Here is an 18,532-nt window from a genome sequence, read left to right as displayed (position 1 = left end):
CCCGCTTTTGGCTACGCCAAAGTTCCCCTCCCCGCAAGCGGGGAGGGGTTAGGGGTGGGGTTCTGTAATTATGGGCAATTTGCCGGACATCATATAATATTGAATTACACTTACTAAATACATATTACATCTAATAAATACTTAAGTAATTAAAGATTAAGTAAAGACACTTATGATATCCAGATGTATCACTCTCAATTATATAACTCATCATAAACCCAAACCAAGCCTATTCATAGCCTATGAAGCTGAAATACCACGAGTTCCTGTTTTTCTACGTCTTTGAATTTCCAAAAGCTCTTGCTTTAACTCTTCTTTCACCGTCATGCCTTCATCTGGATCGGGTAAAAAGTCTTCTAGCACTTCTACAACTGTTTCTCGAATCAGGGTTTTTAATTCATCAGTTGTGAGGTCTTTGACTTGCATAAATATAGCTTCATAATAATGCCATTAATTCAAGTTTACCCTAAATATGGTTGGCGGTAATAGCGTCAGGGCGATCGCTAGCAACGAATATTTCTCTTCTTTGCGCCTGGTGCGCGACGCCAGTTGCAGATAGCGCGGGGAGGATCGCGCAACGCACTGGCTACGAGTGCGTGAGATTCTTTCTCCAAATCTAGAATAATGATGAAAAAGTTATTAAATTGACCACAGCAATTATTGTGCTGGTGCAAATAAACAGATATTACAGCCATTTTCACATCAATGCACTACACTACTCCCTACTTTCCACTCCCCCCCTTAACTGTGGTCTATACATCTGAAAATAGCTGTAAGTAGAAAAGACTGCCAGACAATCGCTAATTTAACGTTCAAGATAAACCCTACTCATCACCTTCCACATTCTCTGGTGGATGCAGATTTGCACTCGTCAACAAACGGCGTAAATTGACAACACCAAAGCGGTTCAAACGCAAAGCTTCAACCGTTGCTCGACCACAAGCTGTTTTACCAATTACCTGTGTAAAATCATCACTCCAGCTAAAATGCTCTCTCCAAAATTGCTGTCGAGGATTATATAGTGCAATTTTTTCTTTTGTTTCTGGATCGGTTGCTTGGGTTTTGGTATGTTTATAACTATTACAGCCGAAGCAACTCCAGGCAAGATTTTCTAAAACTGTTTCCCCACCTGCTTGTCGAGGTTTTATATGCTCAACCGTAAAACTCTCAGTAGCAAATTGCTCAGAACAGCGACAATACTCGCAGTAACCACGCGCACGAGCTGCAACAATACGCCTCATTGATTCTGGGGTTCGTGACATTAGGCGACGTTGCTGTGTTTAGGCAAGAACTCATTAATCAGCACTTTCAAATCAACTTTGCGAAGTTGAGCCAGTTTTATCAATGCTTCTGCACGTTCAGCATCTTGTTGTTCAACGCGCTCAACGTACATTAGTAGCTCTTGATGCTCTGTGTCTGTAATTACTCCAATCTCGTTTTGCTGACGCAGATAAGCCAATCTATCTTGTTCTTTGGGAGACAGACGGTGTTGAATAATTTGAAGCAAAGCGGCTTCGCTGATTTGGGGGTTTGGTGCTTCTGATACCTGTAAAGCTTCGTGAGAAAGCGCTTCCAAAAATTGGACAGCTTTTACTAAAGATTCTCCTGGTAATTGTTCGAGTAAAGCGATCGCTCTTTTACGAATTTCTGTAGGTACAGCCATTATTACCTGACCTCGTTTGCTTCTAGCTTAAATTATAACCATCTTGCCCTACTTTCTCTAATGCGAACGACTTACCTCACGCAAGCTTCGCACTCTATCTCCTCAAACCAAAATCCGTAGCCCTGACGAATATTTCTCTTCTTTGCGCCTTAGCGCCTTTGCGTGAGATTCTTCCTCAAAATCCAGGAGAATGATGAAAAAGTTATCAAACTTACCACCCCAATTGTGCTTCACTCAGTAATAGTGGCTGTATAAAAAACTGGGGGTAGCACAATGTCAGGTTCGAGAAGTACTCATTGGGGCTGGTTCTTAGGAATTGCAATAACTAGTATCAGTTCTGCCAATTGTGCTATAGCCCAAATTACCCCAGATAGCAGCCTACCGAATAATTCTCGCGTCACAACACAGAACAACATCAGCAATATTGACAGAGGAACGCAAGCAGGGAGCAATTTGTTCCACAGTTTTTTACAATTCTCCCTGCCAAATTCTGCTAATGTAGCTAATTTCCAGACTATCCCCGCAATTAATAATGTAATTGTTCGCGTCACCGGCGTGGGAGCGCCTTTTATCTCCAACATCAACGGGACAATTCAAACTAGCAATCCAGCTAACTTCTTTCTACTCAACCCCAACGGCATTATCTTTGGTTCAGGTGCAACGCTGAATATTGGTGGTGCTTTTTTAGGAACCACGGCTAGCAGACTTAACTTTCAAGATGGAACGCAATTTAGGACAACAGATCCAACTCCCCTACTAACGATAACTGCACCCATTGGTTTGGGGTTGACGCAAGGAGCAGGAAATATTACTGTGCAGTCTTCGTTTCTTTCTGCTGGACGAACTGACAACTTTAGCGACTTTGCGCTGGTGGGAGGTAATGTATCACTGAACAACACGACTTTACGGACTCCTGGAGGTCGCGTCGAGTTGGGAGGATTAGCAGCAGCGGGGACGGTGGGGTTAAATGTTGTTGGTAATAATCTGAGTTTGAGTTTTCCCGATGCAGTAGCGCGAGCAGATGTGTCACTTAACAATGGCACTGAAGTTAATGTTCTAGCTGGTGGTGGCGGTAGTATTGCAGTCAATGCCCGCAATTTAGATATTTTAGCCGGAAGTGATCTTTTGGCAGGTATAGGGCAAGGTTTAGGGACAGTTGACTCTGTTGCGGGAGATATTACGCTGAATGCCACAGGAGAAATAAAAGTTGTCGGGGAAAACAGCAATATCGCTAATGCTGTGCTACCGCAAGCATTGGGGAAGGGGGGTAATTTAATAATTAACACCCAACAATTGCTGATGCAGGATGGGGCACAAGTCGGTACTATTACATTTGGTGCAGGCAATGCGGGAAATTTCACCCTGACTGCTAATAACGTGATAATTGGTTCTGACAGCATCTTGTCTGCTCAAGCTGACCGAGGCTCAACAGGGAATGCCGGCGACCTAACGATTAACACTCAACAGTTACTCGTGCGAGATGGGGCACAAGTAAGTGCTAGGACATTTGGTGCAGGTAAAGGGGGAAATTTGACCCTCACGGCTAAGGGGGTGCAACTGATTGGTTCTGACAGCAGCTTGTCTGCTCAAGCTGACCGAGGCTCCACAGGGAATGCAGGCGACCTGACGATTAACACTCAACAGTTGCTGGTGCGAGATGGGGCACAAGTCAGTGCTGGCACATTTGGTGCAGGCAATGGAGGAAATTTCACCCTCACGGCTGACGGGGTGCAACTGATTAGTTCTGGCAGCGGCTTGTTTGCTAATGCTAACCGAGGCTCAACAGGCAATGCAGGCGACCTGACGATTAACACTCAACAGTTACTCGTGCAAGATGGGGCACAAGTCGGTGCTGGAACATTTGGTGCAGGTAAAGGGGGAAATTTCACCCTCACGGCTGACGGGGTGCAACTGATTAGTTCTGGCAGCGGCTTGTTTGCTGATGCTCAACCAAGCTCAACAGGGAATGCCGGCGACCTGACGATTAACACCCAACAGTTACTCGTGCGAGATGGGGCACAAATAAGTGCTGGCACATTTGGTGCAGGCAAAGGGGGAAATTTGACGCTTAACACCCGCGATTTAGAGGTGCAAGATGGGGCACAAGTAAGTGCTAGCACATTTGGTGCAGGTAAAGGGGGAAATTTGACCCTCACGGCTGAGGGGGTGCAAGTGATTGGTTCTGACAGCGGCTTGTTTGCTCAAGCTGACCGAGGCTCAACAGGGAATGCAGGCGACTTGACGATTAACACTCAACAGTTGCTGGTGCGAGATGGGGCACAAGTAAGTTCTGGCACATTTGGTACAGGCAACGGGGGAAATTTGACGCTTAACACCCGTAATTTACAGGTGGGAGATGGAGCAGTAGTTACTGTTAGCAGCACATTTGGTTCAGGCAATGGGGGAAATTTGACCCTGACGGCTGAAGGGGTGCAACTGATTGGTTCTGGCAGCGGCTTGTTTGCTGTTACTAACGCAGGCTCGACAGGCAATGCTGGGGACCTGATAATTAATACACAACAGTTACTGGTGCGAGATGGGGCACAAGTAAATGCTGCGACAGTTGGTGTAGGTAAAGGGGGAAATTTGACCCTCACGGCTGAGGGGGTGCAAGTGATTGGTTTTGGCAGCGGCTTGTTTGCTAGTACTACCGCAGGCTCAACAGGCAATGCAGGCGACCTGACGATTAACACTCAACAGTTGCTGGTGCGAGATGGGGCAGTAGTCAGTGCTGGCACATTTGGTGCAGGCAATGGAGGAAATTTAACCCTCACGGCTGACGGGGTGCAACTGATTGGTTCTGGCAGTGGCTTGTTTGCTCAAGCTGACCGAGGCTCAACAGGCAATGCAGGCGACCTGACGATTAATACTCGACAGTTACTCGTGCGAGATGGGGCAGTAGTATCTGTGAGAAGCTTAGGAACAGGGACGGCAGGTAATTTAATCGTAAATGCTCGCTCTATTCGCTTAGATAATGATGCCCTCGTAACTGCTGACACCCGCAGCAATCGCATTGACCCAAATCGAGAACAGGCAACTATCACCTTACGTTCCAGAGATTTAATCTTAACTCGTGGCAGCAACATCACCACCAACGCTACAGGCAACAATGTCATCGGTGGCAACATCAACATTAACACCGATGTTTTAGCCGCTGTCGAAAGTAGCAACATCAAGGCTAATTCTGCTAACTCTCGTGGGGGTCGCGTAATCATCACAACTCAAGGCTTTATTCTCTCCCCCGATAGTACTATCACCGCAACTGGGGCAAATCCTGAGTTAAACGGCACTGTGGAAATCAACACACCCGATATAGACCCTACTCAAGGACTCACAAAACTGCCTGCATCTGTAGTTAATACTCCAGTGCTAGTTTCCTCTAGCTGTGCCGCTTTTGCTGACGAAGAAGGCAGTAAATTTACAGTCACCGGACGCGGTGGCTTACCCCCCAGCCCTGACGATTTCCTCAGCAGTGATGTGGTATGGTCAGATACTCGCCTTCTGGCTACCACAGCGCAGCAGCATCAACCCAAGACACCTGCTGCCAAACCATCATCTAAACCTAAGGCGATCGCGATCGTACCTGCAACTGGCTGGGTATTCAACGACAAGGGAGAAGTAACGCTGATTTCCTCTGTGTCTAATCCTACTAATTTTGTGTCTGCTCCTGTTACCTGCCTCAATCGCTGAACATTTTTCGGGTGCGTTACGAAAAATTACGCACCGTAAACAAGAGCGCACTTTACATTTATGGGGCGATCGCTGCTATTAAATCTAAGTGAAAACATCATCTCTCTCTCTCATTATAAGTATTTATTATGATTTGTATAGAATATTCTGTATGAATCATCGTAGATCGATTTTAACCAACTTGTTATATTTATTAACATAATCTCAGAAATCAATATCTCTTATTGAGATTTGAACTTCTCCTACAAACCTCGGTTCATCGCACCGAGGTTTTTTATTGCCAAGAAAAATCAAGGTTTGTATCAGACTAAATAAGCCAAACCTTTACTCAATGTATAAAATGCTTATCTTTCTTACGACAGGTGTCAAATCTTATATAAATTGCCAAATTTATATAAGATACCTTTTTTTCCATCCATGCAACGAAAATTTTTTATATCAGTTGAAAAGAAAAAGGAATTATTTCACACAGAGCTAATCAAATGTGGCGTAGACTACCAAAAAGCTGCACAAGTTGCTCATATTTTAGCTCTGGAAAAACCAGATGAGCTTTTGACTGAAAAAGAGATAGAACTTACTAAAGAAGTTTGTCAAGAGTGGTTAACACATCACAAACGCTTGACTTCAATTTTTAGAGACTATTAATAGTTCTTAATTTTATTAACGTTGTCAGGGAAAAGAACTAAAAAAAAGTATTGTCAACTTAACCGAAAGCTGATATTGCTGAAAAATACCAGCTTGACTAATACCGTGATTTAAATTTGTTCTCAATCATTTAACACGAGTGTTTGTTAAGTTGACAGTACCGACAATAAGCGCTCCCGTTAAACCTTTATTAATGTATTAATGCCATCATGACTCTCAAGAAAGCCCTGTAACCTTGATTTGTTCTTGGCTAATCTTCATCAACTCGTAGAGGTCAGAGGCATATAAATCTTCGTGACTTGGCTTGTCTGTTTGACTTGTTGCTACAATTGGATCGCCGTAAGCTTTAGTTCTGCCAATTAGTAAAAGTTTTTTGCCAGCACATTCGCCAATTAGTTGAAAATTGTAATCAGGGAAAAATTCTACATCTGTAAAGAAAGCACGATTTTTAATGGGCATTTTATCTCCTTTGTGAAACACGCTTGCAAAATGGCGATCGCCTTTTTCTCTAACCATAGCGCTGCAAAACATTATCCGTGTTTTACCAGCTACAAATACGCTTTATTGATGGATTTAGACTTTAATTTGATTAATCGTTCAATGCAAACTTTACCGAAATTCAGTGCTTCAGCTTCTGTGAGAAAAGAGAATGACTCCTCATACTGATTTTCTTGCGACTCAGTATAATCAACACTAACGCCGTTCAACTCTTTCTTCGATTCTACAATCGACTGTTTGTAATTAATCATCCTAGCCTCCGTGTATTTGTAGCGGTTGGCGAGGTGGGTGAAAAAACAGAATATATCACTATTAATAATAACAGTGATGCCACTTAGAAGAGCCTGACGACAAATGCTTACAGCAAGCTTATGTCAAAGGTACTCCTCCCAATGCCGACGGAGTTAGCTGACGGGCTAAGACTGGAAGGTGTCTTTCTCTAAAAAGAGATTCGCCCCAATTACTGGTTCCTCCGCTTCTAATCTAGCTTGGCTAGATTGAATTAGGCGATTTTACCCACTTACATTATTAATAAAATATACTGAGATGTCCTAATAGTCAAGAGGGAATAAGCTCGGAAATTACTTAGGGGTTATTTTTGTTAGCGGTTGGAGATGAGGGGGCAGGGGGCAGGGGGCAGGGGGCAGGGGGAGTTTGTCTCTCCATCTCCCTGTCTCCCTTATCTCCCCCATCCCCTTGTCTCCCTTGTCTCCCTTGTCCCCCTTGTCTCCCCAACTTCCTTATCTTGCGATTCCACCTACAAGTGCAGCTTGGTTATCGCTTGTAACTATTTGCTGCTGTAAATCTTGCCAGCAAACGTTTTCCAAACTGGGTAACACAACATGTGCTTTACCCACTCTTTCCACTGGACCTAGTCCAACAGTTCGCATTCCCGCAACCAGCGCACCTTCTACACCTGCGCTTGCGTCTTCCACCACGACACACTCAGAGGGTGAAAGCCCTAATTTTTCGGCTGCAAATAGAAATACATCTGGTGCTGGTTTCGGTTGGGAAACGCTGTAACCATCAGCTACAACATCTAATTTATCAGCAATACCCAAGCGTTCAATAACAGTTTGGGCATTTTTACTAGATGAACCTAAAGCGACTTTAACCCCAGCATCTCGCAATTCCTGTAATAAATTCGCTACTCCAGGCAGCAGATTATCTGGCTTGATACTGTGCATGAATTCGAGGTAGTAGCGGTTTTTACGTTCCATCATCTCCTGAATTTGCTCTTCAGTTGCCTCGCTGTCGCCTAATATATGCAATAGCGATTCTCGACGCGGTAATCCTCGCATCGCTTCATTTGCCTCGCGGTCAAAAGGAATACCTTCTTCATCTGCCAGTCGCTTCCAACCCAAATAGTGAAACTCCGAAGTATCAGTTAAAACGCCATCTAAGTCAAAGATGACACCCTGAATTTGGGAGGGAAAGTGGGGAGTGGGGAGTGGGGAGTGGGGAGTGGGGGAAGACAAGGGAGAAATTTTTCCAAAAAGTCCTCCTTGTCCCCCTTGTCCTCCTTGTCCCCCTTGTCCTCCTTGTCCTCCTTGTCCCCCTTGTCCTCCTTGTCCCCATGTCTCCAAGGAGTCCTCTTCACTGGCAGTCAAATCAAAGTCATACCACTCATTACGCCATTGCAAGCGAAACTTGAGGCGTGTCCAATTAGGTGGTAAATTAGGACAAGCTACAGGACCAAATTGAGTCATGCGGATACCGCCAAAGCCGAAAATCACAGCTTGCCAAACTCCACCTGCACTGGCTGCGTGAACTCCTTCACCTGCGTTACGGCGGACATCTTCTAAGTCTACCAACGCTGCCCGCGTAAAGTGAGTGTATGCTTCGGTTGGTTGATTCAGGTCGCAAGCTAAAATGGCGTTAATTGCAGGACCGAGAGAGGAACCATAAGTGTGGTCGGTGCGGGGGTTATAATAATCCCAATTGCTAGCGAGGGTTTTGCAGTCATAGCGATCGCGCAGCAAATACAATAACATCAACACATCAGGCTGTTTGAGAATTTGCTTTTCGCTGGTGGCTTCAATTCCCAGCAAACCTTGCATAGATTTGGTGCGAGGTTCGTAGTCTTCTAAATTGACATGTTCTAGCCCGAAAAAGCCTTCAAATTGTTCAATCAAACCAGTTTGGGCATCTTGATTCACAAATATATGCTCTCGTATATCAGCCCAGCGCTGCAATCTTTCGCTAACTAAATCGAGTTGTTGCGCCAGATGTGCCCAGGTATCGGGATAAGCTTGTTTTAGCCAGTCCCACATCTCCAAAGCTGATTGTAAGTGCCATTGCACCATCAGATTGGTAAAGGCATTATTATCGACGCGATCGTGATTTTCATCGGGTCCAATCACATCACGAATATCGTAACATTGGCGCTGTTGATTCCATTCAACCCGACTTTCCCAGAAAACAGCCGTATCTAAGATAATTTCCGCACCATAATCGCGCATCCACTCATCATCGCCGGTAATCTGCCAGTATTGCCAAACTGCATAAGCTACATCAGCGGTGATATGCACTTCTATGTCACCGCACCAAATGCGAACTAAATTGCCATTGGGATCGGGAACCCAGCGCGGAGTAACTTCATCCCCAGTTGTGGCACTTTCCCACGCATACATTGCCCCTTTGTATCCAGCTTCTTGAGCTTTGCGTCGCGCTCCTGGTAAACTGTGGTAGCGATAGGTAAGCAAGTTACGCGCTAAGGCGGGTTGAGTTAAAGTTAATAAGGGCAAGACAAAAATTTCTGTATCCCAAAATATATGTCCGCGATAGGCGAAACCAGAGAGGGTTTTGGGAGGAATACTTACTCTATCGTCGTGACGCGGTGCAACTGCCAGCAATTGAAAAAGATTGTAACGGATGCTCAGTTGAGCCTCGCTGTCGCCTTCAATAATTATATCATTATCTTGCCAAACTCGATCCCAAGCGGTAATGTGAGCCGCTAACAAAGTGCTGTAACAAGGTTCATCAGCTAACCGTTGCAACGCTGCTTCCATCGGCTTTTCAGTTTCCCTGGAAGTAAACACCGTGACAATCTTTTCTACAGTCACCGTTTGCTTTGGCTGTACTTGCAAACAGATAAATGGGGACAAAGAATTATCTTCCTTGTCTCCAAGGAGTCCCCCTTGTCCCCCTTGTCCCCCTTGTCCCCTTGTCCCCTTCTCTCCCTCTACCACCAACTTAGCAGCCATTCCCAGTTGAATTTCTGAGTGAAGAGTTTGGCTGTGTAGCCAGATAAGATTATCGGTGCTACCTTGGTTGAGAGTTTGCCAGTGTTTTACACCTTGGGTATCTTGTTCGGCGTTAAACTGAAATTCAACTTCGATATCACCTGCAAAATCTATTGATGTGATTTGACAACGGATTGCCAAAACATGTTGATCTGCTAAAGAAGCAAAACGCTCAAAGTGAAAATCTAAAGTATGACCGTTAGGCGATCGCCATCTCACATCACGGCTAACTATACCCAAACGCATATCCAGCCGACGTTCGTATTTGAGGATTTTACCACTATCTAGACTAAAGCGATCGCCTGCGACTTTCACCACTAAAGGCAACCAGCTTGGACAGTTGACAAGTTCTGTGTAGGCAATGCTTGTATCATCATACACACCATGAATTAGTGTGGCTGGGCAATCTTGGGGATAACCTTCCTCGAAACTTCCCCGCGTTCCCAAGTAACCGTTACCAAGGGTGAAGACAGTTTCCTTGTGGTGTAACGCTTTCGGATCGAACTCTGTTTCAATAATGTGCCAAAAAGAGGCGTCAATTAGTTGCTTTTGTTGAGAATTATCAGCAGATAGATTAAGCATGGCGTAAGAAGACCTATATTTGCGGCTAGCTGTGGGCAAGATGAAATAGAATTTTTAGGGGCAACAAAGCGTGATTAACTTCTTGCCTCCGTTGTTTAGACTGTTTCGGCTGTGATTATAGCCCAAACAGCCACAAGTGACGTTGGGTTGATTAAAAACGTTCCCGTTTTCATCCCCCTATAGATAGGTTTAATGAATAGCTTAGGTTAATAATGATAAGTGCGACAAAATATACGATTTTTTACATTTAGAGAATAATCGTCGAAAAACTACATATTTTGCATTGCAGCGATAAAGTATTTTTGTGCATTCTGGGATTTGGCTGTAGATGAGGCGATCGCTATTTTTCCCAAAAACGCACACAGAAGCAAAAATCTGGCAAATCACACATATTGTAGAGACGTTCCGGCGGAACGTCTCTACAATAGACGTTCCGCCGGAACGTCTCTACTGCATAACGTGATATTAGACAATATTAAAGTTGTGGGGATGATTGCGAAATCACCCCCACATTCCCCTGTTATAGAATTTACTTGCAGCACCCTTATTGCAACTTATATTTACTCAGCAATATCAACTAAACTTTCAACTTGAGAATCAGCCAATGTCGGGGAAGTAAAAATACGAGAGTAGAGACTTGATGGTTGTTGCGAGGCAAATACTGGTAAAACCTGACGCGCATGAGTTGCAACTTCCACTGCTTTAACCTCATAAGTCTGGGTTGCTAACTTAGGATAGAAGCCGATACCGATGATGGGAAGCAGCAGACAAGCAGTAATAAATAACTCGCGGGGCTTGATATCAGGTAGTGTAGCATCTAAATGTAATTCTTGATTTTGCTTACCGTAGAAGACTTGACGCAGCATCGACAGCAAGTAAATCGGAGTCAAAATCACGCCCACGGCTGATAGCAAAACGACTACAACTTTGAAGCTAGAACTGTAAACGTCACTGGAAGCGATACCGAGAAATACCATCAACTCACCAACGAAGCCACTCATTCCTGGTAAAGCCAGAGAAGCCATTGCCCCAGCGGTAAATACTGCGAAGGTTCTGGGCATTACTTTTGCCATACCACCCATTTTTTCCATCATCAAGGTGTGGGTGCGTTCGTAAGTTACCCCTGAAAGGAAGAACAAGCTAGCGGCAATTAAACCGTGAGACAGCATTTGTAACACTGCACCACTCATACCAATTTCAGTGTAAGAAGCGATGCCAATCAACACAAACCCCATGTGGGCGATCGAAGAGTAAGCTAAACGACGCTTAAGATTAGTTTGGGCAAAAGCGCAACAAGCACCGTAAACAATGTTGACTACACCCAAAATCGCCAGCACTGGAGCAAAATAAACATGGGCATTAGGCAGCATTTCCATATTGATGCGAATCAGGGCATATCCTCCCATCTTTAACAATACGCCTGCTAAAATCATCGAACCCGGTGCTGATGCTTCACCGTGGGCATCAGGTAGCCAAGTGTGTAGAGGGAAAATCGGCAGCTTTACGCCGAAGGCAATTAAGAAACCTGCGTAAGCCAACATTTCTATAGCTTTGGGATATTGCTTCATTCCCAGAGTTGCCATGTCAAATGTGACGCTATCTCCAGAGAATGCGATCGCAAAACCCGCAATTAAAATAAATATTGATGCAGCAGCTGTGTAAAGAATAAATTTAGTAGCTGCATACTGCCGTTTCTGTCCTCCCCAGATCGAAATCAACAGGTACACCGGCACTAATTCGATTTCCCACATCAAAAAGAATAACAGCAAATCCTGAGCGAGAAACACGCCAAGCTGGGCACTGTACATTGCCAACATTAGCCCATAAAACAAACGCGGCTTGTTTGTTACTTTCCAAGCCGCGAAGATTGCGAGGGTATTAATTAAGCCTGTCAGCAGTATCAACGGCATCGACAGACCATCTAGTGCTAGTGACCAATTCAAATTCAACTGCGGTACCCAAGGATAGCTTTCTACAAGCTGGAATGTTGAACTTTGAAAATCGTAGTTTTGCCACAAGGCATAAATCATTAAGGCAAAGTCGGCGATCGCTATCCCCAATCCATACCACCGGACGGTTTTGCCCTCTTTATCTGGGATAAGCGGAATGGGTAGGGTAGCCACTAAAGGCAAGAGAACTATGGTTGTTAACCAAGGAAATTCAACGGCATTCATCACTGACAATCAATTTGTTTTTTCTCTTTTGGTTACATTATATTAAGCAATTTATAGTTTTGTAAATGTTATTTCTCTCTAAACAATCGAATTATGGGCATAAATAGTAATAAATACTTATTTATCCCGATGAATTTATTTTATAAGTGAAGTTTTGTTAAGTCAATAACAAGCTCACGCTATCGCCTCCGTTAACATTTTTAATACAAAATCTGTCTGAAGGAGGATGTTTAGGCGAATGGGGTATAATGTTCAGCAAAAATTACTAATTAAGCTCTAAACTATACGGTTGACAATCGTCCAGACATCAGAATCGGAGCGGACATGGGGAACCGATATAGTTTTGAAGCCAGTAATAAACGGTTTGTAATAAACTTGCCAATATATTGGACTAATGCGATCGGCACAAGCTTTGAGGATTCGTATTTCATCTGCAAGTTCCCCAGCTAGTTGATTAATGCGTTCAGCATGAACCTTAGCCAGACTTCTAGCAGACTCTAGCTGTTCTTGGGGCGATTGTTGTAGGTTAGAAAAAGAGTTTAACTGAGTTTGTTTATTTTGTAATTCAGCTTTCAAAGCAGCGATCGCATCATCTATTCCTTTAATCTCAGTTGAGATTTGGGCTGTTTCCCTGGCATGATGGCGGTAAGCTTCAGCTATTGCCTGGGGTGAAGAATTTTCGTTACTTATCACCACATCATTAATAGTCAGAGTAGCGCGTTCTTGCTGAAGAGCATCAATTTGAGAGCGAATCGCTGCAATTTCTGCTTGTATTTGCTCCATAATAAAGTCCTGAGTTTTAAGTGAGTGTAGAAAAATCTGGGGAATTTTATGCTTGAGTAGTGCTGGTTGCACCTTGAGTATCAAGAGAAAGCGATCGCACAATCGCACTTATTTTTTCTTGCTTCCAAGCAGCAGTCATCGCTGCTGCAACAGCTTGTGAATGTAACTCATCCGTCAAGGCTAAAAGCGTCGGTCCTGCACCACTAATTACCATGCCATAAGCGCCAGTAGCAAGCGCAGCTGAATTTACAGCATCGTACCCCGGAATTAGTGCTTTTCGATAAGGTTGATGTAACTTATCTTGTAAAGCGGTTTTTAACCAATTATTGTTGGCAGTTTCCAAACCGCGCAACAATAAGCCCAAGTGTGCAGTATTGAAAATTGCATCTGCACGACTTACTTGTGTTGGGAGAACTTGCCGCGCTTGTTTAGTTGAAAGCTCAAAATCAGGAATCGCTACCACTGGCACAACATGATTATGCCAAGGAATTTCACAAATCTCCCAAGCGTTGTCAGCAGTTGCAGCGAGACGACATCCACCCAACAAAGCGGGAACGACATTATCGGGATGTCCTTCGATAGCGATCGCTAATTCCATCACCTGCGACTGACTTAAAGGTTCACCTGCCAACAAATTAGCACCAATTAATCCACCAACAATCGCTGTTGCCGAACTACCTAAACCCCGTGCCAAAGGTACACCCATTTTAATCTCGATTTTTACAGGTGGCGGTGTCTGCTGCAAGTGTTGGTAGAAAGTGACAAACGCCTGATAAACTAGATTACTCTCATCAGTTTTAACGGTTTCAGCCCCCTTACCCGTGACAGAGATAATTATCCCAGCTTTGTCAAGACGAGTGAACTTAAACTCGTTGTAAAGCGTCAAAGCTGCGCCAATACAATCGAAACCCGGTCCTAAATTGGCGGTTGTGGCGGGAACTGTTACAGTTACACAAGAAACAAAAGACATTTATAAAATACTTTGCAATCATTAACCAGCATCCCACGTAACTGATTAATTTGGTTATGAATAATTTAAATGATGTGCAAGACACATCCGATCGCATGATTGTCGTGAAGTGAGCGATCGCTCATTAGCCCACTTTGCAAATCTATCTTTCAACAACAGCGGCAGTTTTTTTAGTTTACAGAAAGTGAGAAAGGCGATCGCCCATTACTTACACTTGTTAACTCAATTGAGACAACTAAGCCTCAAGCATACGTTTCTGGTATCAAATCAAATATAATTACATGATCTACCTGCGGTAGCAATTGCCGCAGAATCTGTAAATAGGCATCTGCGTCATTTCTACCCCGGAACCGATCAACTACCAATCGCTGCATATTGGGTAGCTGCCGAATAATACACCAAGGGTGAGTATTTGATTTTGGCTTTGATGTTGATATCATAGAGCAATCAAAGACTATGATTATAGGATGTGTTAGGAATAGCGTTAGCGAAGCGGCTCTGAAAGAGCTTCGCTCTCAAGTTTTCCAGGCGAGACGAGCGATGTCTGACGACAAGCCGCTACGCGTCTACGCTTTTGATGTGTTTTTTAGGTGAGTATTCACCTTTACTATACATATAGGTGAATACTCACCTTTGTCAAGACATGGATGGGACGAGTTAGACTGCGAATTCGAGAATTAGCTCAGAAGCGGGGTTGGACACTGCAAGATGTAGCTGACCATGCTGAAGTCAACTACAACACAGTCAAAAGCTATGCTCGACGTGACGACGGGATGAATACAGTTGATTTAAGTGCAGTCTATAAAATAGCTCGTGCTTTAGAGGTGACGATTGAAGAATTGATTGAATTGGTGGAAGATTAAGCTCAAGCAGATGTATATTTCGCACCGTTCGATTTTAAGGCGATCGCATTTGATGGGGTGAGGTGCGATCGCCATCTATCATTATAATTGCCCAGTCGTCCTATCCTCAAACCGACGTTAAGCACGCTCGTGGCAGTTTACCATGTGGCGAGGAGATGATGGAGATATGGATAGATAATGATGAGTATCGAGGTCAACACTATTACCCAAAAGAATTATACTGTGGGAAAGAAAAACAACTTCCGTAAAACTTGGAAAACATTAACTGAGCTAGGTCAGGAATTTGGAGTATCAGCCGTTAAATTTGGTAATTTGCTTAAACAGCATGGATTGCGTGAGAAAGATGGTGAACCTAGTCAATTAGCAAAGGATGGTGCAATATTTGAGAAAATTACACCCAAGGAAGGTAAACCTTATTATTTATGGCATAGTCAAAAAACATCTGAATACCTTGTTTCTCAAGGTGTAGCCAAAAATAGCGTATCAGCTGAAGATGCTGAAAAAATGACTTCAGCTCGAAAACTGGCACGTTCTTACATGGAAGCGCAAAAGCTAGATGACGAAGGTTCTAAACTCGGTTACATGATGCTTTCTGAAATGGTAGATGATATTAAAAAAGTTGGTTTAGAGCGATTTAATCAAGCTCTTAAATCAATTGGTTACAAAGGTGACGAAGTTAATTTAGAAGGTTGGTAACAAGATGGCTACTCTCACATACTGCAACTGTTCCACAGCATCTGCAAGCTGAGTTAGTAATGATATTTCATCTTCAAAGGGCAGCGCGATCGCTCGATATGAGCTATTCACCAAACAGTGGACAAGACTAGACAGCTAGTTCATTCATTGGACAGATAGCCAGCCATAGCGAAAGCTACGTTTTGAGAATCATGACACCTACAGGTGCTTTCGGTGCTTGTAGCTCTGTCGTCAACCATTAAACATCTGTATTTGGTTAAGGAAGTGTGGTTGACCTAACAAGTTTTCAAAACATTGGCGTTCGCGAAGCGTCTCCCTTTGGGAGAGGAAAACATAACCTGAGCAATCAGAGGACAAAATGTCTAACTTTGTATTTGTAGTAGATACCAATAAGCAGCCGTTAACCCCAATACCGCCAGGACAGGCTAGGCGATTACTGAAAGCAAAGCAAGCTGCTGTGTATCGTCGTTACCCGTTCACAATCATTCTAAAATATGCAGTTTCTAGCCTTGGAATAGAGCCACGTCAACTAAAAATTGACCCAGGTTCAAAGATTACCGGGTTAGCGATTTTGCAAAGTGACAAAGTTCTTTGGGGTGCTGAATTAACCCATCGGGGACAGCAAATTAAGAATGACTTAGAGTCTCGCAGCGCTATTCGTCGCAACCGTCGTAACCGCAAAACTCGTTACCGCAAGCCACGATTTATTAACCGAATCAGAAAGCTTGGGTGGTTGCCACCAAGCCTAGAATCTAGGGTGAAAAACATTATTACTTGGGTCAACCGCATAACTCGATATGTCCCCATTACAGGGATATCTCAAGAGTTAGTTAAATTTGACCTTCAAAGAATGCAAAATCCTGAAATATCAGGTGAAGAATATCAGCGAGGCGAACTTGCGGGCTACGAAGTCAGGGAATATTTGCTTGAAAAATGGGGAAGAAAATGCGCTTATTGTAACGTCGAAAATGTACCTTTTGAAGTATAGCATATTCACCCCAAGTCAAAGGGTGGGAGCGATCGCGTTTCTAACCTTACGCTTGCCTGCCACGATTGCAATTCCCGCAAAGAAAATAGAGATATTAAAGATTTTTTAGCCAAAAAACCTGACGTACTATCTCGTATTTTGAGACAAGCGAAACAACCGCTCAAGGATGCGACCGCAGTTAATTCAACGCGATGGGCACTATTTAATAGGCTTAAAGAGATAGGCTTGCCTATCGAGACTGGGACTGGTGGGAGAACCAAGCATAACCGCACTCGCCTAAATCTTCCTAAAACCCACTGGCTTGACGCAGCTTGCGTGGGCATAGTAGAAGGACTACAAGTTCTTACCTCACAGCGTTTGTTGATTGCTGCAAAAGGATGGGGTAGTCGTCAGATGGGTACACTGAATAAATATGGTTTCCCCGCAAAGCACAAGACGCGGTGCAAAACTTTCTTTGGTTTCCAAACTGGTGATATGCTACGTGCGATTCTTCCCTCTGGGAAGTTGGCAGGCACTCATATTGGCAAATTGACCGACGCGTGAAAGCGGAGTTTTTGCTTTGGAAAACACCAAAGGAGAAAGTTAGCCCAGTCCGCTATAAATATTGCAAATCAATTCACCGTAACGATGGCTATATGTATGCATTTTCGACAAATGTCCAATAAATCAGTGATTAAAGGAATAGCGATCGCCATAAATAAGCAATCTGTAGGCAAAACTGAGAATAAAGCGCTCGATGGGTTGACTGCTCAGTTAGGTAAATCTGAATTTATTATGTTACCTGCAAATACTTCATATAATTATTTTCACTTACCTTCTTCCCACTCTTTGCCACCAGGTAACTCACTCAACATCTCATCAATAGCACCAGGCAAAGACTTTTGAGAATTCGTATAAGTCAAATCTAAAAAAGCCTGTGCTAGTTTTATAATCTGAGATTTATCTACAATTGCTTCCAGTCGCTTAGGTGTATACAAACCATTTAAAACTTCAGCAGATGCAGGCTTGATTGCTGCATCAAAAGCAGCATCCAGCAACTCCTCCCATTCAGTTTGCTTCACATAATGAGAAGTCTTATTATCCTGTAAATTTAAATCTTGAATTTCTAAAATTGAACCTTCAATCGAAGCTGCCCAGGAATTAGTTAATCTTTGTTCAACCTGATTTTTAATCAAATGAATAATGAGTCTGATGAGGAAACTTCTAATATTTCGGATATAACTCTTTCGACTCATCAACTCTAACTCATCAACAATTACCAAAGCATCATCATAACGTCCCTCAAGAATAGACTTCCTTAAATCCCAAATTTCTTGAGTCATAGCGATTTATCCAAATACTAAATACAGGATAAACGAAAACCCCCTTTCTCTCATCAGAGCAAGGGGTTTTCGTTGTCTTAAATTATAAATCCTGGCATCGAGCTATTTTGGCGTAGGGCTACCCCTAAACTATCGTCGCCGCGTGCTGTGTTTCACCTCTGAGTTCGGGATGGGTTCAGTGTGGTTCCACCGCGCAATTAACACCAGAAAACTTTTCGGGAGGGGGAAAGGGAAAAGGAAGATTATTTTTCTTCAAACCTTTACCCTTGTTCGGAATCCCTGAAGACTGCAAGTGAAGCGAATCAAACCAATTGTGATTAGGTCAAGCCCTCGGTCTATTAGCACGGCTCGGCTGCATACATTGCTGCACTTCCACCTACCGCCTATTAACAAGTGTTCTACTTGTGACCTTA

The 18,532-nt window shown here is 43.6% G+C and carries 20 protein-coding genes, 2 rRNA genes, 1 pseudogene and 1 riboswitch; of the genes and pseudogenes, 7 read left to right on the top strand and 16 right to left on the bottom strand.

Annotated elements, in window-relative coordinates; genetic code table 11:
* Positions 1-240: 240 nt before the first annotated feature.
* From PI95_RS30365 to PI95_RS30355, 3 genes are all read right to left on the bottom strand, one after another.
* Positions 241-426, bottom strand: coding sequence for a hypothetical protein (locus PI95_RS30365; protein WP_039738113.1), 186 nt, complete (start codon positions 424-426; stop codon positions 241-243).
* Positions 427-824: 398 nt separating this feature from the next.
* On the bottom strand, positions 825-1,262 hold the full coding sequence (locus PI95_RS30360) for an HNH endonuclease (RefSeq protein ID WP_039738115.1): 438 nt from the start codon (positions 1,260-1,262) through the stop codon (positions 825-827).
* On the bottom strand, positions 1,262-1,663 hold the full coding sequence (locus PI95_RS30355) for a hypothetical protein (protein ID WP_039738117.1): 402 nt from the start codon (positions 1,661-1,663) through the stop codon (positions 1,262-1,264). The genes PI95_RS30360 and PI95_RS30355 overlap by 1 nt, the downstream gene beginning before the upstream one ends.
* A 273-nt stretch (positions 1,664-1,936) precedes the next feature.
* Between PI95_RS30355 and PI95_RS30350 the strand changes: the two genes are divergently transcribed.
* Both PI95_RS30350 and PI95_RS30345 read left to right on the top strand, forming a co-directional pair.
* On the top strand, positions 1,937-5,353 hold the full coding sequence (locus PI95_RS30350; protein WP_163519328.1) for a two-partner secretion domain-containing protein: 3,417 nt from the start codon (positions 1,937-1,939) through the stop codon (positions 5,351-5,353).
* Between the two features lie 417 nt (positions 5,354-5,770).
* Positions 5,771-5,998: a hypothetical protein gene (locus PI95_RS30345; protein ID WP_039738119.1), complete on the top strand. Its 228-nt coding sequence runs from the start codon at positions 5,771-5,773 to the stop codon at positions 5,996-5,998.
* 216 nt (positions 5,999-6,214) lie between these two features.
* On the opposite strand, the gene PI95_RS30340 is transcribed toward PI95_RS30345, so the two are convergent.
* From PI95_RS30340 to PI95_RS30305, 8 genes are all read right to left on the bottom strand, one after another.
* On the bottom strand, positions 6,215-6,514 hold the full coding sequence (locus PI95_RS30340) for a hypothetical protein (protein WP_236117259.1): 300 nt from the start codon (positions 6,512-6,514) through the stop codon (positions 6,215-6,217).
* 32 nt (positions 6,515-6,546) lie between these two features.
* A complete protein-coding gene (locus PI95_RS30335; protein WP_039738121.1) occupies positions 6,547-6,747 on the bottom strand; it encodes a hypothetical protein in 201 nt (66 codons plus the stop codon).
* A gap of 127 nt (positions 6,748-6,874) precedes the next feature.
* Positions 6,875-7,015: riboswitch (cyclic di-AMP (ydaO/yuaA leader) on the bottom strand.
* A gap of 66 nt (positions 7,016-7,081) precedes the next feature.
* A complete protein-coding gene (locus PI95_RS30330) occupies positions 7,082-7,231 on the bottom strand; it encodes a hypothetical protein (protein WP_163519327.1) in 150 nt (49 codons plus the stop codon).
* 5 nt (positions 7,232-7,236) lie between these two features.
* Positions 7,237-10,323, bottom strand: a complete 3,087-nt coding sequence (gene pgmB, locus PI95_RS30325) for a beta-phosphoglucomutase (RefSeq protein WP_039738122.1) — start codon at positions 10,321-10,323, stop codon at positions 7,237-7,239.
* A 560-nt stretch (positions 10,324-10,883) separates the two neighbouring features.
* A complete protein-coding gene (locus PI95_RS30320; RefSeq protein ID WP_039738123.1) occupies positions 10,884-12,497 on the bottom strand; it encodes an NAD(P)H-quinone oxidoreductase subunit 4 in 1,614 nt (537 codons plus the stop codon).
* A gap of 276 nt (positions 12,498-12,773) precedes the next feature.
* Positions 12,774-13,280 (bottom strand): coiled-coil domain-containing protein, encoded by a 507-nt coding sequence (locus PI95_RS30315; RefSeq protein ID WP_039738124.1) that lies wholly within the window; start codon positions 13,278-13,280, stop codon positions 12,774-12,776.
* 46 nt (positions 13,281-13,326) lie between these two features.
* On the bottom strand, positions 13,327-14,250 hold the full coding sequence (gene thrB / locus PI95_RS30310) for a homoserine kinase (RefSeq protein ID WP_039738125.1): 924 nt from the start codon (positions 14,248-14,250) through the stop codon (positions 13,327-13,329).
* 242 nt (positions 14,251-14,492) lie between these two features.
* Positions 14,493-14,690, bottom strand: a complete 198-nt coding sequence (locus tag PI95_RS30305; RefSeq protein ID WP_163519326.1) for a hypothetical protein — start codon at positions 14,688-14,690, stop codon at positions 14,493-14,495.
* 207 nt (positions 14,691-14,897) lie between these two features.
* On the opposite strand from PI95_RS30305, the gene PI95_RS30300 reads away from it, so the two are divergent.
* Positions 14,898-15,113 (top strand): helix-turn-helix domain-containing protein, encoded by a 216-nt coding sequence (locus PI95_RS30300; RefSeq protein WP_039738127.1) that lies wholly within the window; start codon positions 14,898-14,900, stop codon positions 15,111-15,113.
* Between the two features lie 2 nt (positions 15,114-15,115).
* Here PI95_RS30300 and PI95_RS37055 read toward each other — a convergent pair whose 3' ends face one another.
* Positions 15,116-15,238, bottom strand: coding sequence for a hypothetical protein (locus PI95_RS37055; RefSeq protein WP_268896844.1), 123 nt, complete (start codon positions 15,236-15,238; stop codon positions 15,116-15,118).
* A 52-nt stretch (positions 15,239-15,290) separates the two neighbouring features.
* On the opposite strand from PI95_RS37055, the gene PI95_RS30295 reads away from it, so the two are divergent.
* A complete protein-coding gene (locus PI95_RS30295) occupies positions 15,291-15,809 on the top strand; it encodes a peptidylprolyl isomerase (protein WP_236117258.1) in 519 nt (172 codons plus the stop codon).
* Here the strand turns inward: PI95_RS30295 and PI95_RS37050 are convergent.
* On the bottom strand, positions 15,795-15,920 hold the full coding sequence (locus PI95_RS37050) for a hypothetical protein (protein WP_268896843.1): 126 nt from the start codon (positions 15,918-15,920) through the stop codon (positions 15,795-15,797). The genes PI95_RS30295 and PI95_RS37050 overlap by 15 nt on opposite strands.
* Positions 15,921-16,167: 247 nt before the next feature.
* On the opposite strand from PI95_RS37050, the gene iscB reads away from it, so the two are divergent.
* The 3 genes and pseudogenes from iscB (at position 16,168) to PI95_RS37320 (ending at position 17,340) form a co-directional block, all read left to right on the top strand.
* Entirely contained in the window at positions 16,168-16,797 is a 630-nt protein-coding gene (gene iscB / locus PI95_RS37330) for an RNA-guided endonuclease IscB (RefSeq protein ID WP_336507641.1), read from the top strand.
* Between the two features lie 3 nt (positions 16,798-16,800).
* Positions 16,801-16,845, top strand: a pseudogene (locus PI95_RS37325) (hypothetical protein); the annotation flags it as partial.
* Between the two features lie 177 nt (positions 16,846-17,022).
* The gene (locus tag PI95_RS37320) at positions 17,023-17,340 is read left to right on the top strand and encodes a hypothetical protein (protein ID WP_336507640.1); all 318 of its coding nucleotides are present in this window, start codon (positions 17,023-17,025) and stop codon (positions 17,338-17,340) included.
* A gap of 263 nt (positions 17,341-17,603) precedes the next feature.
* On the opposite strand, the gene PI95_RS30285 is transcribed toward PI95_RS37320, so the two are convergent.
* The 3 genes from PI95_RS30285 to PI95_RS30275 form a co-directional block, all read right to left on the bottom strand.
* Positions 17,604-18,119: a DUF29 family protein gene (locus tag PI95_RS30285; protein WP_039738134.1), complete on the bottom strand. Its 516-nt coding sequence runs from the start codon at positions 18,117-18,119 to the stop codon at positions 17,604-17,606.
* Between the two features lie 89 nt (positions 18,120-18,208).
* Positions 18,209-18,327 (bottom strand): 5S ribosomal RNA (gene rrf / locus PI95_RS30280).
* A 110-nt stretch (positions 18,328-18,437) separates the two neighbouring features.
* Positions 18,438-18,532, bottom strand: a 23S ribosomal RNA gene (locus PI95_RS30275); the annotation flags it as partial.

The organism is Hassallia byssoidea VB512170, assembly GCF_000817785.2.
Classification (GTDB): Bacteria; Cyanobacteriota; Cyanobacteriia; order Cyanobacteriales; family Nostocaceae; genus Hassallia; species Hassallia carrinoi.
The sequence above is the reverse complement of the archived record's forward strand: the minus strand, read 5'-3'. Positions and strand labels throughout refer to the sequence as shown.

Bases quoted from the DNA above. Each gene is read 5' to 3' on its own strand.
- thrB (WP_039738125.1), bottom strand. From the start codon at position 14,250: ATGTCTTTTGTTTCTTGTGTAACTGTAACAGTTCCCGCCACAACCGCC.
- PI95_RS30360 (WP_039738115.1), bottom strand. From the start codon at position 1,262: ATGTCACGAACCCCAGAATCAATGAGGCGTATTGTTGCAGCTCGTGCG.
- PI95_RS30345 (WP_039738119.1), top strand. From the start codon at position 5,771: ATGCAACGAAAATTTTTTATATCAGTTGAAAAGAAAAAGGAATTATTT.
- PI95_RS30340 (WP_236117259.1), bottom strand. From the start codon at position 6,514: ATGGTTAGAGAAAAAGGCGATCGCCATTTTGCAAGCGTGTTTCACAAA.
- PI95_RS30300 (WP_039738127.1), top strand. From the start codon at position 14,898: ATGGGACGAGTTAGACTGCGAATTCGAGAATTAGCTCAGAAGCGGGGT.
- PI95_RS30355 (WP_039738117.1), bottom strand. From the start codon at position 1,663: ATGGCTGTACCTACAGAAATTCGTAAAAGAGCGATCGCTTTACTCGAA.
- PI95_RS30285 (WP_039738134.1), bottom strand. From the start codon at position 18,119: ATGACTCAAGAAATTTGGGATTTAAGGAAGTCTATTCTTGAGGGACGT.
- PI95_RS30335 (WP_039738121.1), bottom strand. From the start codon at position 6,747: ATGATTAATTACAAACAGTCGATTGTAGAATCGAAGAAAGAGTTGAAC.
- PI95_RS30305 (WP_163519326.1), bottom strand. From the start codon at position 14,690: ATGATATCAACATCAAAGCCAAAATCAAATACTCACCCTTGGTGTATT.
- PI95_RS30315 (WP_039738124.1), bottom strand. From the start codon at position 13,280: ATGGAGCAAATACAAGCAGAAATTGCAGCGATTCGCTCTCAAATTGAT.
- PI95_RS30365 (WP_039738113.1), bottom strand. From the start codon at position 426: ATGCAAGTCAAAGACCTCACAACTGATGAATTAAAAACCCTGATTCGA.
- PI95_RS30320 (WP_039738123.1), bottom strand. From the start codon at position 12,497: ATGAATGCCGTTGAATTTCCTTGGTTAACAACCATAGTTCTCTTGCCT.
- pgmB (WP_039738122.1), bottom strand. From the start codon at position 10,323: ATGCTTAATCTATCTGCTGATAATTCTCAACAAAAGCAACTAATTGAC.
- PI95_RS30350 (WP_163519328.1), top strand. From the start codon at position 1,937: ATGTCAGGTTCGAGAAGTACTCATTGGGGCTGGTTCTTAGGAATTGCA.
- PI95_RS30295 (WP_236117258.1), top strand. From the start codon at position 15,291: ATGATGAGTATCGAGGTCAACACTATTACCCAAAAGAATTATACTGTG.
- iscB (WP_336507641.1), top strand. From the start codon at position 16,168: ATGTCTAACTTTGTATTTGTAGTAGATACCAATAAGCAGCCGTTAACC.